Raw genomic sequence first — 15877 nt, 5'->3', positions numbered from 1 at the left:
GGCTACCGGTCTATCGGTATGCAGGGTCTGGGCGATCTGTCACTGCACGTCCGCGAGCAGTGCGAAGACCTCCGGCCCCATCTCGACCTGTGTGAGCACGATCCGGAACGAGCCATCGGGATCGACGTAGAAGTCCGTACCCAGCCCGCCGGACCATCCGTAGCGTCCGACGTGATCGCCGTTCGTCTGCACTCCGCCGCCGAATCCCCACCCGCTGTTGTCCCAGAATCCGGGGTAGAAGCTGTCGGCCGTCTTCGCCGATGCGGGCACCTGATCAGTCCTCATCTGAGCGAGGAGCTCGGGCTCGATGATCACCCGCCCGTCGTGGACACCGCCCGCCGCCAGCATCCGCGCGAATGCGGCGTAGTCGGATGCCGTCGACACGAGCTCGGCGTGGCTGAGGTCGAATGGCGCCGGCGCGACGTAGAAACCGCCGGCGGCGGGTTCGATCTCGATCAGCGCGCCGGTCTCATCGTGGCGATACGCGGCAGGCAGCCGATGCGCCTGGTCGATCGGCGCCGTTGGTCCGGTGTCGACCATGCCGAGCGGTCCGAACAGGTCCTGCTGCAGGTGCTCGTCGAGCGAGCCGCCGACCAGCCGGGAGAGCAGGATGCCGAGGATGCCGAACGAGTGGTGGTAGCGCCATCCGGTGTCCGGTTGGAAGGCCAGCGGCAGCTGGGCGAGCGCGTTCAGCCACTCCTGCGCCCCGAGGGCGACGGGTTCCTGCCCGGCCTGTGTCTGGTTGGCGATCATCGCGTCTTGCAGCGGGGAGGGCGCGGTCATCATGCCGTACCCGGAGGTGTTGGTGAGCAGGTGCCGCACGGTGAGCAGCGAGTGGGCGGGCTCGACGTCGTCAAGGGCCGAACCGGGGGTGCGAAGCACCTGGCGGTCCGCCAACTCCGGCAGCCACCTCTCCACCGGATCATCGAGATCGAGGCGTCCGTCCTGCACCAGCCGAAGAGTGGCGACAGCCAGAATCGGCTTGGTCATCGACTGGATGCGCACGATCGCGTCGGCGTCGAGATCACCCGCGGTGACGACCTCGATCCGCCCGTCCGGTGTGCCGGTGACGCCGATGATTCCCGGGGCGGTGCCGCGCGAGACATGGTCTTCCAGAATCGGGAGGAGGGTGTCGGTCATGCTCTCGATTCAACCCGGTGGGTCGGACACTGTCCATGGTTCTTCGTTGAAGCGATCCGTCCGAGCAGCCCGGCTCACGAAGCCAAGACGACTCGCTTCGCCTGTGCCACCTCCTCCAGATAGTCGGGGTCAAACACCTCGACCACTCTTGTCTCGAGCTGCGATTCCAGATCCCAGAGCACGCGTCGCTCTGCCTCATCGGCCGTGAGCGACTCGGCGTCGTGCGCGCTCGCGAGCCATTCGAACAAGACAAGGGCCTCGGCGCTCGACAGCGTCAATTCGATGTTGTGGTCGCTCATGTCGTTCATTCAATCGGGCCAAGCCCTCGCGTCGCTAGATCGCTTCGGTGAACCAGCGAATTCGACACGTCGACAGAACTCCCGTCTGCGAGATACCGGCGAACGCCCGAGCTCCCAAGTCCCAGGAGCGGCCGCAGCAAACCCCGATTCAGTGCCGCGTTGAAGTCTGGCGGTACCGGCAGATCGCCTGCCCGAGCGATGCCCTCTGCACCCAGAACGGAAACCTGCGATGGACCAGTATCAGTACGGGCTGTGCTTCCGTCGCCGGGCCTACCGCGCCCGGAGCTCCTGGATTCGGAAGTCTCTCGGCCCGACAGTCAACAGGAACTCCGCCACATCGCGCCGCCAGAGGATCTGCCGGAACGACTGGTACCCGGCACCGAACCACTCCGGACTCGCGACGACCGGTGGTTCCGACGCAAGAACGTCAACGGGCGGTGGGGGCAAGATGTCCATGCCGACGGGCATCCACCGAACGATTCCACACACCACACAGGTTTCAGACGCTTCACCGTGGATCGGCGCGATCAACTTCTCCAACTCGCTCGCGACAAACCACTCGTCCGGGCTGGAGTCGATGATCACCTGCACCGCGTCCAGCTCGCCCTTCGGAGCGCGAACCGACCGAAACGTAAATCCGAACTCAGCCTCCGCCCTGGCCTGAAGCTCAGACTCCATGCAATACACGTCAAACTGCCAGTTCGGTACCCACGCCCCCGACACCGTCAATCCGCGACCCTGCAGAACGATCGACCCGGACTGAGGATGCCGGGGCACCCCGCACACACGACACCACCCATCCTCGCCGTACATCGGCGTGAGGCCCCATGAGTCTTCCGGCCACGGCCAACCTCGGTTTCGCCGTAGCACGATCTCCACATAGTCCGTCATCCGAGCCCCAAACACATCCAATTCATCCACGACACTGCACTATTTTGACGCAGTTGGCCGCTCAGGGGTGCAGCGGTTCGACCTTGAGTCTCGAGGGCTCGCTGAAGCGACGTAGTCCGCAAGATCGGAGCGGACGATGATCTCACGATATGACTGCCACCCGTCGCCGAACCATTCAGGACTGGCGGCGATGACGTGGTCTTCCGGTGAAGGCAGGTGCCGCACAGGAGGAAGGTCATTGAGTGGATACCAACGCCACGTACCACACTCCACGCATTCGGCGCCAGGGCTTCCGTGACGCGCCACGGTCTTTTGGCGGAGATCTTCAGCCGAATACCACGAGTCGCCAACGACTGGAATTGTGAGTTGAAAGGCCTCCCCTGCCAACTTCGTCGGCGAGTCGACCGGACGCATCCTTACCGAGAAGAGCTCGCGGAGTTCCCCAGCCAGGGTGGCATCAACGCAAAGCGAGTCGAACCTCCAATTCGGCATCCACCCCCACGCGAGGTAAGGCTCTGTGATTGCAGCACGAGGTTGCCGTTCCGAGCCACTCGCGGGATCCCGCAAGAGTGACACCATCCGTCTACGCCATACATCGGAGTGGTGCCCCAGGACTCCTCGGGCCACGGCTATCCTCGACTACGCATCAAGTAGAGGCGGACGAATTTAATCACTTCCGTCCCAATCTGATCGATGGATCTGAAAACGTCCATCACTAGACCTGATACACCGACAACGCAGCTCTACTCATCTACATGTCTTCCTCGCCGACGACGCCGATCAGATGCCGCAAGACTCCCTCGTATCTATGCGAATAGCTGCGAGATGCCCGATTCGATTGACGATCAGAACGAATCGCTCGTACATATCAGGTTTGGTTTGATTTACTGCCGTCCGGGACGAAACGACGATCCACCTTCTCGAGCAGGTCCACAAATTTTCTTGCCTGCAGCGGAACGGGATCCAGTTGAACTCCACTTAATGGATGCCCCGCCGGCAGTTGGAGCGCTTCTGGTGCGCCGGTACGGTTCCTTAGTACCGAAACGCCGTAACCGTGAACGATTCCAGCCAGATCTAAATTGGTGTGGAGAACAGGATTGTCGAAAGGGAAGCCCATGATGACGTGACACTGATACGAGCCGTTGCTCTTGCCCCAAGTAAAGAAATCCCAGCGAAGATCGGAGTGCCGTGAGATCATTATCTCGCCAAGATAAAGCGCGACATCCTCGCAGACTGATAGCGATACGCCGTCAGGTACATTTCGGTCCGGCAAGGGGTTGACAACGCCGACAAACCAGTCGTTCATCGATTGAATCGCTCGGTCGCTTCGGTCTAGCGTGATTCCAAAACCTTCGAGTAGACGGTGCAACTCGGCGATACGCTCTGACTTCATTGCCATTGTCCGCTCAAATTGCTTGCGGGCTTCCTTGCGCGGCAGTTCCTGCAGAACCCAATACGGGTCCTGTTCATTCAGAGCGTACGACGACCAGGGTTCTAGGGAATAACTTGCCATGTGATTCCATTCTGTGTTAAGTAGTTCGCCAGCGGGCCGCTCGGGCCACTGAGTCCAGTTGAAGGACTAGCGGTGAAATACCACTTAGCGGCGTTGATTGTGCCTTCGGTGATCAGAGCCGCATCCTTCCGAACCTGGAGGGCAGTAGAACCCGAAAGAGTCGTGTAGCCCACTTTCGTCTCGATCGCGATTCGATCGGGAGTTAGCACGTCGATTCGCCGCACACCTAGCGCGGAAGTGCGGACCTGTTCAATTTTAGAGTCCGGAATTCCAGCCGCGACGCGGTCGCGGAAAGCGTTACCGGTTATGTAATTTTTCTGTAGAGTTGTGGGCGGGCGCTTCACGAAGGTATTGCGCCTCATGGCTTTCGAGAACACCTGAGTGATCGCATTCCACATTCGCGTGACAATGCTAGTTGGTAGAGTACCGGCGCAACGGGCACCATCCGGACCGCACGGGAGCGGAGCCTCGCCGCTGAGGTCGCTCTCCCCGATCGGGTCGGGTGGCCACACGTAGTCGTTGTCGACACCGCCTTCGATCGGGTCGACCTGCAGGAACCTCCCGAGCGCGGGCACATACAACCGCGCCCCCATCTCGACCACCAACGCCGACCCCGCGGACTCCGCCGGCTTCAACGCGCCCTGATGCCACAGCGTGTGCCCGCAACCTGACCGGTGTCATCCATCGCCACCGTCCCGACCGCGAACGTCACCGGATCCACCGGCTGCCCGAACGGATCCCACAACAACGAACCCGTCGGCTTATCGGTTCTCCGCAGCTCGATCAGGCTATTGTGCATCTGTCGTCGAGCTTATGCAGTGAGGAGCGGAGCTCGCACGAGAGGGCGATCATTTCGCTCCCGGCGGTCGTACTCCTTTGTAGTAGGTGTCGATGTAGTCCTGCATGCTCAGCCTGCTCCGGCGCGTGATACGCGCCATGCTGATGCCCTTGGTGATGCCGTCTACGCCCGCCGCATGGACAATCACCGCAGGATGGATCCGCTCTTCATCTCCGATGATGGTCTTGAGGAACGGCACGACCTCTGCCCGCGCAGCGGCGACAGAGCCCTGCATGACGCAGCCCATGATCTCTCGCACAAAGCCGTCGCCAGTTGTCGAGTACGCCACCCATGAGATGAGACGGCGCGCGCTCCAGGGAGCGAGACGAAGCCGAGCCATCTGGATCTCATACGAGAACGGCCCCGGGCTGGGAATCGAGGTCGACGGGTCGGGTGCCGGATCAGGCGCATTCGGCCAATGACTCTTGTTGAAGCCGGTTTCGATCGGATATTCCGGTGCCGGCAGCTTGTGCATGGCAGCGTCGCTAGCGATTCCGAGGAGCACTTCTCCCTCCGCCCCCACGTCCTCCTTATCCACTCGAGGTCGATCAATATGCTCCAGGAACCACGCGCGCCCCTTCGCGATGATTTCGCATCGGTAGTAGAGCGAAGCATCTGCGCTGATGATCGCATCATCAGCGGCACCGAACCTGACCGCGTTGTCCGGGTGATCCAATTCGTGTAAGCGCGCAGCCAACGTGTCGTTGAAGCGGATGATTTCCGGATGGGGCATGTCCTCCAACGCTGCCGAGAGGCGCGCCAAGGCGTCCCCATCGAGTGACCCACCCAGCAGATCGATCATCGACCAGAACTCATCATCCGGCATCAGGCGTCGCGGAGGGTGATCGAGCGCCCAGCTCTCGATCTGAATGTCGGCGGTCACCGCATCAACCCACGCGATCGGATCTTCGAATCTGATGGGAACGACACGGTCCTCCACCACGACCGGCCCCTCCTCCGAGGGAATGAGGAACTTGCTCGCGGACAGCACCTCGAACTCACCGCCTGTCGGAGCCCCAATACCTTCTGTGTCATCGGGTCCTTTCTGGAACAGCACTAGATCTTCGAACCTGCGGCCGGTCCGGAACAGCACCCGCAATGCGTACCCTTCGCTGATCCGCCCCCCGAAGAAGCCGTGCGCACCCAACGATCCGAGCCGGTTGGCGGCCTCCGCCGCAGACTCCATTTCAGCAGGGCTCAATCTTTTCGACATCGCATCTCCTAGTTGCAACTCGGTTGCCCCGGCGGGCAGGATCCGTGCCTCGCGGCGTATCCGACGATATAGCTGTACTCGACGAGTCGAGCTTGATAGAAGCCCTGGAGATTCTCCGCCCGGCGAATCCAACCACATTCAGACCCGAAGTGAGCGGCACAAGTCGCAAGCTGCGACTGCGGCCGTCGCTCGAGCGGTGACCCACTCGTGATCCCGTATTTCCAAGTGTCGCCCGTCGATGCCTGGAAGATCTCGTAGACAATGTACTTCTTGTCTTTTCGGTAGTTAGTCGGCCGCGGAACCGGGATCGTGAGACCTTTCTGCATGACCGCACCCGTAACGTTCTTCCTCGTTGGCGCCTTGATCGTCGGCCAGCTAAAGTCGATGTTAATAGGCGGCAGAGGCCGGCGCGGCATCGAGATATACACCGCGAGAAGTATGATTGCGATTATCAGTGCGACCAGGGGCAGCGCGATAGCGAAGTTCCCACTGAGGTCGTGTCCGTTGATGGGGTCAGTCGGCCACGCATAGTCGTTCGCACCGCCGCCTTCGATCGGGTCGACCTGCAGGAACCTCCCGAGGGCGGGGACATACAACCGTGCCCCCATCTCGACCACCAACGCCGACCCCGCAGACTCCGCGGGCTTCAACGCCCCCTGATGCCACAGCGTGTTCCCCGCAACCTGGTTCGTGTCATCCGTCGCCACCGTCCCGACCGCGAACGTCACCGGGTCCACCGGCTGCCCGAACGGATCCCACAACAACAACGCACCCGTCGTCGACCACGGGGGCTCCTCCCAGAAGGGAAGAGAAATCGCCCGTCGGCATCGACGGAGCCGGGTCAACCGCCTCGACGGGAGCGTCACCGAATCGCTCGACGTCTTCCGCGGTGAGCTCGCCGAACTCGGGGATGGGCCGGTTGTCGAGGGGCACCGATGCAGGCATCTGGACGGGAGCGGTTGCCACCACGTCCGCGACAGCCGCGACGTCCGGCAAGGTGACGATGAGTGCAGCTACAAGACAGGAGGCGACAACGCCTCGAACGCGATTGACCACGCGCAGAGCCCTTCGACGGAGACTGCGGTGAGACTCCGCATAGCTAAGGGATAGCGGATCCTCATGGTCCTGCGCGAGCGGTTACCTATCTCGGTTTCGTAACTTCACTCACAGGACTTTCAGCGTTTCACCGTCGTCTTTGCTCGCGACACACAGAAAGCACGCCCGGGAATCCCTCCCGGACGTGCGTCCCCTGCTCTGCGTCAGCGCCTCAGCGCTTCCCCGCGATCTGCCGTCCGACGATCTCGCGCATGATCTCGTTCGTGCCGCCGTAGATGCGGTGCACGCGGGCGTCGAGGAAGGCGCGGGCGATCGGGTATTCGGTGATGTACCCGTAGCCTCCGTGCAGCTGCACGCCGGTGTCGAGCACCTCCCACTCGCGCTCGGTCGCCCAGAACTTGACCTTCGCGGCCTCTTCGGCGGACAGCTTGCCCTTCGAGTAGGCGAGCAACGCGCGGTCGATGTAGGCCCAGAGCGCGTCGACCGTGGTGGCCATGTCGGCGATCTTGAAGCGGGTGTTCTGGAAGTCGATGATCCGCTCGCCGAACGCCTCACGGTCCTTCGTGTAAGCGACCGTCCAGTCGAGCGCGGCCTGGGCGGCGGCTGCTCCGGCGACGCCGATCGACAGGCGCTCGAGCGGCAGGTTCATCATCAGCTGCACGAAGCCCTTGCCCTCGACTCCGCCGATGAGGTTCTCCTCCGGCACGAACACGTCGCTGAACGACAGCTCGGCGGTGTCATGCCCCTGGAAGCCCATCTTGTGCAGCTTCTTGCCGTGCTCGAAACCTTCCATGCCGTCTTCGAGCAGCACCAGGCTGAACGCGTCGGGACGGTTGCCCTCGCCGGTCTTCACGAACGTGACGACCAGGTCGGCGGTCGCACCCGACGAGATGAACGTCTTCGCGCCGTTGACGATGTAGCCGCCGTCGACCTTCTTGGCGGTGGTCTTGATGCCGCGCAGGTCGGACCCGGCGCCGGGCTCGGTCATGGCCAGCGCTCCGACGACCTCGCCGGTCGCCATGCGGGGCAGCCACTTCTCCTTCTGCGCCTGCGTGCCCATGTGCACGAGGTACGGGATCGCCAGGTCGTCCTGGATGCCGAACGCGCCGGCCAGCGAACCAGCGCCAGCCGCGATGACCTCTTCGTTGACGACCGCGCGGAAACGGTAATCCTGCAGCATCCCGGCGCCGCCGAACTCTTCGGGAACAGACAGCCCGATGATCCCGGCCTCACCCGCGGCGAGCATCGTGGCACGGTCGACCTCACCGTCGGCGTCCCACTTCTCGATCGTCGCATTCGTCACGTAGCGCTTGACGAAATCCTTGACGAGGTCGCGGAAAGCCTCGTGATCCTCTTCATAGATGTCGCGTTCCATGCCGTCCTCCTGAACGTGTCGTGCATCGTTGCTCCGGCGATTCTACGGCGGACGATGCCCTCGAGACAGGACGTTGTGAGAATGCATCCCACATTTCGTGAGACTGGGTACCGCAGTTGTCGGATGCCGCAACGCACGGCATCCGCACCCCGACGAGTGCCCGGATCAGTGGTCGTAATCGGGCGCCGCCGGCAGCCCGAAGAACTCCTCGAGGGTATGGAATCCGCCCTCGTGATAGGCGGCGGCGAGTTCCAACCCGACATAGCGGAGATGCCACGGCTCGGGCGCGTACCCGGTGACCGGCGTGCCGACCGCCTCATACCGGACGATGAATCCGTACTCCCAGGCATGCGCCGCGACCCAGTCGCTCTGCCCGGTGCCGCCGAACCCGTCGAGGCCGCCGCAGCCCGCGCCGCACGCGACCACGTCGAGCGCCAACCCCGTCTGATGCTCGCTGTGACCGGGCCGCGCCGACCCGGCATCCGCATCTTGCTGCCCCTGCGAACGCACATGGTTGGCGTACGTCGTCACCTGCAGCCCGTACGAGCGGTAGCCGTTGTTCGCGCCGATGCGCCCGGTGCCGGCCTCCTCCACAGCGGCCGCCATCTGACCCACAGCTGCCGCGACATCGGACCGCACCTTGCCGGACGGCGTCGTCATCTGCAGCGGAACGGGCGTCAGGCCGGACGGCTCGTACTCCGCCGGATCCAGCGGGCGGTTCTTGTTCACCACGACCCAGACCCGCGCGGGGTCGCTGAGCGAGATGCACGGGGCATTGCCTGCGACGACAGCCGCGCGGAATTCCTCCCCGCCGCCGAAGCCCGCGATCGCGGCGGCATCGTCACCCTTTGCGAGAGCGTCCGTGACGGCAGGATCGGCGCACGGATCGGCGGCCGGCGTCGCGTCGACCTCCACCGTCGGCACCTGCATCACCGCAGCCGGCTCGGGCATCGAGGGCTCGTCCGACGACGCCAGCGGTGCGGACGCGATCGAGAGCAGCATCCCGAGCGCGGTGACAGCGACACCGATCGGCAGGGCGGGGCCACGGATCGGGGACCGTGGAGCCGCATGCTGGGCGTGCGGCGTGACGTGCATCCGACCATTCTTCCACTCGAACGCATGTCTCATCTTCACTTGATCTTCATTCGATTCTATGTTCGAATAAGTCATGCGCTGGCAGGGACAGAAGGTCGGAGATGTGGATGCTGCGGCGCTGCCCGGCCTCGAAGACCGCTCGAGCGTGCTGCGCACCGTGACGACGCCCGAGTTCGCCGGCATGACCTTCCATGAGGTGCTGTCGAAGTCCGTGCTCAACCACGTGCCGGGCGCTTCGCGGATGCCGTTCGCCTGGACGATCAACCCGTATCGCGGATGCAGTCATGCCTGCATCTACTGCGTCTCGCCGGACACCCTGATCCTCTGCGCCGACGGACGCCAGCGTCCCCTCCGAGACCTCGAGATCGGTGACGAGATCATCGGCACAGAAGAGCAGGGTGACTACCGGCGCTACGTGCGAACCACCATCCAGGCGAAGTGGTCGACGCAGAAGCCCGCCTACAGGGTGACTCTCGCGGATGGCACGATACTCATCGCAAGCGGCGATCATCGCTTTCTGACTGAACACGGGTGGAAGCACGTCGCGGACGCCGAGTCGGGCCAGCGTCCGCACCTGACGACGAACAATCGACTCATGGGGTTCGGTATCGGATCTGCAGACAGTCGGGTGGACCGTACGACATCCGACTATCGGCTCGGCTACCTGGCAGGAATGATTCGAGGCGACGGGATGATCTTCCACGGCAGCTACCCGAGCAAGACCCGCACGCGAGAGATCAACATGTTCCGCCTGGCTCTGGTCGATCCCGAGGCCCTCGACCGGACCAGGGACTACCTCGCGATGGAGGGCGTCTCAACACACCTGCGCCCCTTTACCGCGGAGAGTCCCACTCGGCGACCGGCCAATGCCATCCACACGGCAGCCCGCGCCAGCGTTCAGAAGATCGAGCAACTCATCGTCACTCCGACGACACCCGGGGTGAATTGGTTCACTGGATTCCTGGCCGGAATCTTCGACGCAGAGGGAAGCTGCTCGCGCGGCGTACTCCGAATCTCGAATAAGGATGCCGAGATCATCCGGCTGATCGAGGAAGGTCTGCGGGAACTCGGCATTCCCTACGTCGCAGAGGCCGAACGTCCGAACGGCGTGCGAAACGTGCGAGTGACCGGAGGTCTGCCCAGCAGACAGAAGTTCTTCGCGTTGACCGACCCGGCTATCACGCGGAAATTGACACTGGTCGGGTTCGCGGTGGAGACGGCCTCCAATCTGCGGGTCACCGAGGTCGCACCACTGAGCGGAACTCGAGAACTTCTCGACATCACTACGGGCACCGGCGACTTCATCGCCAACGGCGTCATCAGCCACAACTGTTTCGCCCGAGGCACGCACGAGTATCTCGACCTCGACGGGGGCGCTGACTTCGATTCGCAGATCGTCGTCAAGGTGAACGTCGTCGAAGTGCTCGAGAAAGAGCTCCGAAAGGGCAGCTGGCAGCACGAGACCGTCGCGCTCGGCACCAACACCGACCCGTACCAGCGGGCCGAAGGCCGATACAAGCTCATGCCGGGAATCATCGAGGCGCTGGCGGCATCCGGCACACCGATGTCGATCCTCACCAAGGGCACGCTGATCCGCCGCGACATCCCTCTGCTCATCGAGGCCGACAAGCGCGTGCCCGTCGACGTGCAGATGTCGATCGCCATGTACGACGACGAGCTGCAGAAGGCGATCGAGCCCGGAGCCCCGACGACGCAGGCGCGGCTCGACACGGTGCGGGCGCTCGCGGATGCCGGGTTCCCGGTGACCGTGTTCCTGATGCCGATCATGCCGCACATGACCGACTCGGTCGCCGCGATCGACGAAGGCCTCCGCCGCATCAAGGAGGCCGGGGCGCGACGCGTGATCTACGGCGCCCTGCACCTGCGCGCCGGCGTGAAGCCCTGGTTCTTCCAGTGGCTGAGCGAGGCCCGACCCGATCTGGTCTCGTCGTATCGCGGGTTGTATCCGGGCGTCTCCGCCGAAGCACCCAAGGCCTACCGCCAGTGGTTGGCCAAGCGGGTCCGTCCGCTGATCCGGATGCACGGACTCGACGGCCGCCACGAAGACGACTACCCGCAGCGCGTGCGACCGGTGCGATTCGCGCCGACCGCAGCATCCGCACCCACGGCGCAGCCGATGCTCTTCTGAACCGGGCGCCCGCTGACCGGACGGGCGACACCCCCGAGCCGCGTAGGCTCGGTGGTTATGGCTACCGGCTCCACGATGCACACGTTCGACGTCCAGTTGGCCGACACCGACAGGGGCGTCTACGAGGACTATGCTCTGCGGGTCGCCCGGCATCCGTCCGAAACCGACGCGTACATGATCACGCGGGTCCTCGCCCACGGGCTCGAGTACGCGGAAGGCATCACCTTCGGCGACGGCATCTCCTCGACCGAGGACCCGGCCGTATTGGTGCGCGACCTCACCGGACGCATCACGGCGTGGATCGAGATCGGTGCACCCGATGCGGAGCGCTTGCACTACGGCAGCCGCCTCGCCGAGCGCACCGTCGTCTACACGCATCGCGACCCCGCCAAGGTCATGGCACCGTGGGCGGGGAAGAAGATCCACCGGTCCGACGCCATCCGGGTCTACAGCTTCGACCCCGGTTTCATCGACTCCGCCGTGCCGCTGATCGCGCGGCGCAACACGCTGACCCTCACGGTGACCGAGCAGGTGCTCTACGTCGACCTGAACGGGACGTCGCTCACGACGGCGATTCACGAGCACGAGCTCGTATAGCCCCGTTCGGTCTCGCGGCGGGCACAACTTCGGAGTGGTCGGGCGACACGCCGAAGGAAACTGCCCAGGCCCGGTGTGGCGCGGCGCGGCTCCGCGGTTGTGCACGCAGGACCCGCGCGCGAGCCACGTACGACCCACGCACGACGAAGGGCCAGGGGGCACCGGATGCTGCGGCGTCCCCTGGCCCATCTGTGCCGGAGGAACCTCAGCTGGTGAGGTCGGCCGCGGTCGGCACGCGACCGGTGATCTCCTCGATGATGTCGTCGTCGAGACGTGCGTTCTCGAACGGCGCGTCGATCTCGGCACGCTCGAGCAGCTCGGTCATGCGACGCTGACGCTGACGCGTGATCAGCGTGACGACACGACCCGAACGACCGGCGCGACCGGTGCGGCCGGAGCGGTGCAGGTACGTCTTGTACTCGTCCGGCGCATCGGCCTGGACGACCAGGTCGATGTCGTCGACGTGGATGCCGCGGGCTGCGACATCCGTGGCGACGAGGACGTTGACCCGGCCCGAGGTCAGTCGTTCGAGGTTGCGCGTGCGCTTGGCCTGGTTCAGGTCGCCGTGCAGCGAGACCGCGGGGATGCCGGCATCGTCGAACTGCTCGGCGAGCATGTCGGCGTACGCACGGGTGCGGGCGAAGACGAGCGTCTTGCCGTCGCGGTCGACCAGCGAGGTGAGGATCTCGGCCTTGTCGCGGTGCTCGATCACGAGCACGCGGTGCTCGATCGTGCTGGAACCCTGGTCTTCACCAGCGACCTCGAAGACCGCCGGATCGATCAGGAACTCGTCGACGAGAGCCGCGACCTCGCGGTCGAGCGTCGCCGAGAACAGCAGCTTCTGGCTGCCGTCGGCCGTGTGACGGAGGATCCGCTGCACGGGCTCGACGAAACCGAGCTCGCACATGTGGTCGGCCTCGTCGAGCACCGCGATGCGGCAGTCCGAGAGGTCGAGCTTGCCCTGGTTGATCAGGTCTTCGACGCGACCGGGGGTGCCGATCACGATGTCGACGCCCTTCTTGAGCGCGCCCACCTGACGGCCCTGCGGCACGCCACCGTAGATCTGCGTGGTGAACAGACCGACGCTGCGGGCGATCGGCTGGATCGTGCGGTCGATCTGCAGCGCGAGCTCGCGCGTCGGAGCGAGGATGATCGCACGCGGCGACCGTCCGAACTCGCGGCGCTTGCCGGCCTGCGACTGCAGCACGCGCTCGACGAGCGGTGCACCGAAGGCGATGGTCTTGCCGGAGCCGGTGCGGCCACGGGCGAGCACGTCACGTCCCTCGAGGACGGCCGGGATGCTGGCGGCCTGGATCGCGAACGGCGAGGCCGCGCCCAGCTCGGCGAGGGTGTCGACGATGTTCGATCCGAGACCGAGGTCGGCGAAGGTCACGCCATCGACCTCGACGGCCGCGACGGACTTCGCCTCGAGGCGATCGTGCACGACGTCCTCGCCCTGCTCGAACTTCTTGCTCGGCGCGGATGCCGGCTTCGCGTTCCAGTCGTTGCGGCTCGGACGCTCGTTGCGCGACGGGCGTCCCCGGGTGTCGGAGGTCAGCGGGCGCGGACGCTCGGTGCGGTACGCGCCACCGGTCGACGGACGCGAACGCTCATCGCGGCCGCCCTCGAACGAACGCTGGGTGCGGTCGCGGTCGAACGCGCGACGCGCACGGTCGGCGTCGTACGAGCGCTCCGGGCGCTCGGCGCCACGGCTCGGGGCACCGGCACCGCGGTCGTCACGGCGCGGACGCTCGGCGCGATCGAAGCGCTGTCCGCCACGGTCGCTGCCGCGGTCGTCACGGCCGCCGCGCTCGTCGCGGTAGCTGCCGGGACCGGTCGGACGCTGGCCACGACGGTCGTCGCGGACCGGACGGCCGCCATCGCGGTGATCGTTGTCGCGGAAACCCTGACGCTGGGTGCCTGCACCCCGGTCGTCACGGCGCGGACGCTCGTCGCGCTGGCCGCCGCGCTCGTCGCGGTAGGTGCCCGGACCGGTCGGCCGCTGGCCGCCACGGTCGTCACGACTCGGGCGGTCGTCGAAACGACGCGCGCCACTGGTCGGGCGGTCGTTGAAACGCGGACGCTCGGTGCGCTCGTCGCCGCGGTGGTGCGGTGCCTCGCGACGGCCCGACTCGGCGCGGTTGCGGATGCCGCGGGCCTCGTCGCGGCCGGCACGCTCCTGCGCGTTCCAGCGCTGCTTGGGGGCACCGGTCTCCGCCTCGGCCGGACGGTATCCGCGGTGGCCGACGCTGCGGCTCCCCGGGCGACGATCGTAGCCGCCGGCTGCGGGCGCGCTGCGGCGCTCACCGGCATCCGTTCGTCCGCCGCGCTCGGGGCGGGCGCCATCGCGGGCGCTGTCGCGACCGGACGTGTGGCGATCGTGGAACGAGGTCTTCTTGGCGCCGTAGCGCGGCTCGAAGTTGGCAGCGGGGCGTCCGCCGCGGGGCTTCTTGTTCTTGGGCAAAGCAGTTGTCCTTCTGAGTTCTCGCACGAGAACAGCGCTGCGCGCACGCGCGAGCACCCTTGCGTTCGTCACAGCTGAGACGAAGCGGGGTTCCGGACTGTCAGCGGCCGGGGCCATTCATGTGATGGTTGATTTGCGTCGAGCGACGCTCACCATCGGCCCCTGGACTCACACTTCTTACACAAAAACGTCCGCGCCATGCGCGGGTGTCCGAAGCCGACCGAACGAGTCTAGCGGTATCGCCTGGGAGAGTCCTCCGCGACCGTACGATGGCGGAGTGAACACCGCATCCCCCACCGGCACCCAGGTGCACCTCCAGTCCGGCGACGTCACCGCGCAGGTCGCCCAGGTGGGCGCGTCTCTGCGCTCTCTCCGCATCGGCGGGGTCGACCTGGTCACGCCGTATCCGCTCGACATCCCCACTCCCTCCTGCTCCGGAGTGGTGCTCGCACCCTGGCCGAACCGCGTGCGCGACGGCCGGTGGGACGACGACGGCACACCTCGACAGCTCGCGATCACCGAGCCGAAGTTCGGCAACGCCAGCCACGGACTGCTCCGCTTCGTCGCGTACGAGATCGACCAGACGGATGCCGCGGCCACGCTCAGCGCGACGATCGTGCCGCAGACCGGCTACCCGTACCTGGTCGAGACCTCGGTGACCTACCTGCTGACGGGTACCGGGATCGACGTGGTGCACGTGCTCACCAACCGGTCGCCGGAGCCCGCGCCGGTCGCGCTCGGCACGCACCCGTTCGTCACGATCGGCGACGTCGACCCGCACGACCTTGTGCTGCGGGTGCCCGCCGCGACCGCCTTCGACACCGACGAGCGGATGCTGCCGACCGGCACCCGCCCGGCCGATGCGGCTCTGCGCGACGGCATCCGGTTGGGCGACGCCTCGCTCGACACGGGCTTCACCGACCTGACCCGTGACGCCGACGGGCTTGTGCGCACGTCGCTCACCGCCCCGGACGGTCGCCGGCTCACGGTGTGGCAGGGCGAGGGCTTCGACTACGTGCAGGCGTTCACGACGTCGAAGTATCCCGGCCACGACCTTGCGGTCGCGATCGAGCCGATGACGGCTCCCGCCGACGCACTGAACAGCGGCCTCGGCATCCGTCGCCTGGCTCCCGGCGAGTCCTGGAGCCTGCGCTGGGGCATCACTCTCGACTGAGTGGCGGCCTTCGAATCGCGCGATTGGTCGCTTTCCGGCGGGAAATGCGACCAATCGCGCGATTCGAACGGGA

The 15877-nt window shown here is 65.3% G+C and carries 13 protein-coding genes; 3 read left to right on the top strand and 10 right to left on the bottom strand.

What is annotated here, in order from left to right:
- Positions 1–39: 39 nt before the first annotated feature.
- From V5D55_RS08945 to V5D55_RS08905, 9 genes are all read right to left on the bottom strand, one after another.
- On the bottom strand, positions 40–1140 hold the full coding sequence (locus V5D55_RS08945; protein WP_435749053.1) for a serine hydrolase domain-containing protein: 1101 nt from the start codon (positions 1138–1140) through the stop codon (positions 40–42).
- Between the two features lie 74 nt (positions 1141–1214).
- Positions 1215–1439, bottom strand: a complete 225-nt coding sequence (locus V5D55_RS08940; RefSeq protein ID WP_435749052.1) for a hypothetical protein — start codon at positions 1437–1439, stop codon at positions 1215–1217.
- Between the two features lie 270 nt (positions 1440–1709).
- Positions 1710–2117, bottom strand: coding sequence for a hypothetical protein (locus V5D55_RS08935; protein WP_435749051.1), 408 nt, complete (start codon positions 2115–2117; stop codon positions 1710–1712).
- 1081 nt (positions 2118–3198) lie between these two features.
- Positions 3199–3843 (bottom strand): hypothetical protein, encoded by a 645-nt coding sequence (locus V5D55_RS08930; protein ID WP_435749050.1) that lies wholly within the window; start codon positions 3841–3843, stop codon positions 3199–3201.
- The gene (locus V5D55_RS08925; protein WP_435749049.1) at positions 3825–4448 is read right to left on the bottom strand and encodes a hypothetical protein; all 624 of its coding nucleotides are present in this window, start codon (positions 4446–4448) and stop codon (positions 3825–3827) included. Before V5D55_RS08925 ends, V5D55_RS08930 begins: the two co-directional genes overlap by 19 nt.
- A gap of 243 nt (positions 4449–4691) precedes the next feature.
- Positions 4692–5894: a DUF4240 domain-containing protein gene (locus tag V5D55_RS08920; RefSeq protein WP_435749048.1), complete on the bottom strand. Its 1203-nt coding sequence runs from the start codon at positions 5892–5894 to the stop codon at positions 4692–4694.
- A gap of 8 nt (positions 5895–5902) precedes the next feature.
- On the bottom strand, positions 5903–6622 hold the full coding sequence (locus V5D55_RS08915) for an RHS repeat-associated core domain-containing protein (protein ID WP_435749046.1): 720 nt from the start codon (positions 6620–6622) through the stop codon (positions 5903–5905).
- 539 nt (positions 6623–7161) lie between these two features.
- Positions 7162–8325: an acyl-CoA dehydrogenase family protein gene (locus V5D55_RS08910; protein WP_435749045.1), complete on the bottom strand. Its 1164-nt coding sequence runs from the start codon at positions 8323–8325 to the stop codon at positions 7162–7164.
- Between the two features lie 165 nt (positions 8326–8490).
- Positions 8491–9420, bottom strand: a complete 930-nt coding sequence (locus tag V5D55_RS08905) for a M15 family metallopeptidase (RefSeq protein WP_435749044.1) — start codon at positions 9418–9420, stop codon at positions 8491–8493.
- A 73-nt stretch (positions 9421–9493) separates the two neighbouring features.
- Here V5D55_RS08905 and V5D55_RS08900 point away from each other — a divergent pair, with 73 nt between their 5' ends.
- Together V5D55_RS08900 and V5D55_RS08895 are read left to right on the top strand one after the other, a co-directional pair.
- Positions 9494–11569, top strand: a complete 2076-nt coding sequence (locus V5D55_RS08900) for an intein-containing Rv2578c family radical SAM protein (protein WP_435749043.1) — start codon at positions 9494–9496, stop codon at positions 11567–11569.
- A gap of 57 nt (positions 11570–11626) precedes the next feature.
- A complete protein-coding gene (locus tag V5D55_RS08895) occupies positions 11627–12166 on the top strand; it encodes a YaeQ family protein (protein WP_435749042.1) in 540 nt (179 codons plus the stop codon).
- A 205-nt stretch (positions 12167–12371) separates the two neighbouring features.
- Here the strand turns inward: V5D55_RS08895 and V5D55_RS08890 are convergent, their stop codons facing one another.
- Positions 12372–14630 (bottom strand): DEAD/DEAH box helicase, encoded by a 2259-nt coding sequence (locus V5D55_RS08890; RefSeq protein WP_435749041.1) that lies wholly within the window; start codon positions 14628–14630, stop codon positions 12372–12374.
- 277 nt (positions 14631–14907) lie between these two features.
- Here V5D55_RS08890 and V5D55_RS08885 point away from each other — a divergent pair, with 277 nt between their 5' ends.
- Positions 14908–15804 (top strand): aldose 1-epimerase family protein, encoded by an 897-nt coding sequence (locus V5D55_RS08885; protein ID WP_435749040.1) that lies wholly within the window; start codon positions 14908–14910, stop codon positions 15802–15804.
- Positions 15805–15877 lie beyond the last annotated feature (73 nt).

The organism is Microbacterium sp. PMB16, assembly GCF_051294855.1.
Lineage (GTDB): Bacteria > Actinomycetota > Actinomycetes > Actinomycetales > Microbacteriaceae > Microbacterium.
This window is presented reverse-complemented; position numbering and strand designations above follow the sequence as displayed.

Bases quoted from the DNA above. Each gene is read 5' to 3' on its own strand.
- V5D55_RS08945 (WP_435749053.1), bottom strand. From the start codon at position 1,140: ATGACCGACACCCTCCTCCCGATTCTGGAAGACCATGTCTCGCGCGGC.
- V5D55_RS08940 (WP_435749052.1), bottom strand. From the start codon at position 1,439: ATGAGCGACCACAACATCGAATTGACGCTGTCGAGCGCCGAGGCCCTT.
- V5D55_RS08935 (WP_435749051.1), bottom strand. From the start codon at position 2,117: ATGGAGTCTGAGCTTCAGGCCAGGGCGGAGGCTGAGTTCGGATTTACG.
- V5D55_RS08930 (WP_435749050.1), bottom strand. From the start codon at position 3,843: ATGGCAAGTTATTCCCTAGAACCCTGGTCGTCGTACGCTCTGAATGAA.
- V5D55_RS08920 (WP_435749048.1), bottom strand. From the start codon at position 5,894: ATGTCGAAAAGATTGAGCCCTGCTGAAATGGAGTCTGCGGCGGAGGCC.
- V5D55_RS08910 (WP_435749045.1), bottom strand. From the start codon at position 8,325: ATGGAACGCGACATCTATGAAGAGGATCACGAGGCTTTCCGCGACCTC.
- V5D55_RS08905 (WP_435749044.1), bottom strand. From the start codon at position 9,420: ATGCACGTCACGCCGCACGCCCAGCATGCGGCTCCACGGTCCCCGATC.
- V5D55_RS08900 (WP_435749043.1), top strand. From the start codon at position 9,494: ATGCGCTGGCAGGGACAGAAGGTCGGAGATGTGGATGCTGCGGCGCTG.
- V5D55_RS08895 (WP_435749042.1), top strand. From the start codon at position 11,627: ATGGCTACCGGCTCCACGATGCACACGTTCGACGTCCAGTTGGCCGAC.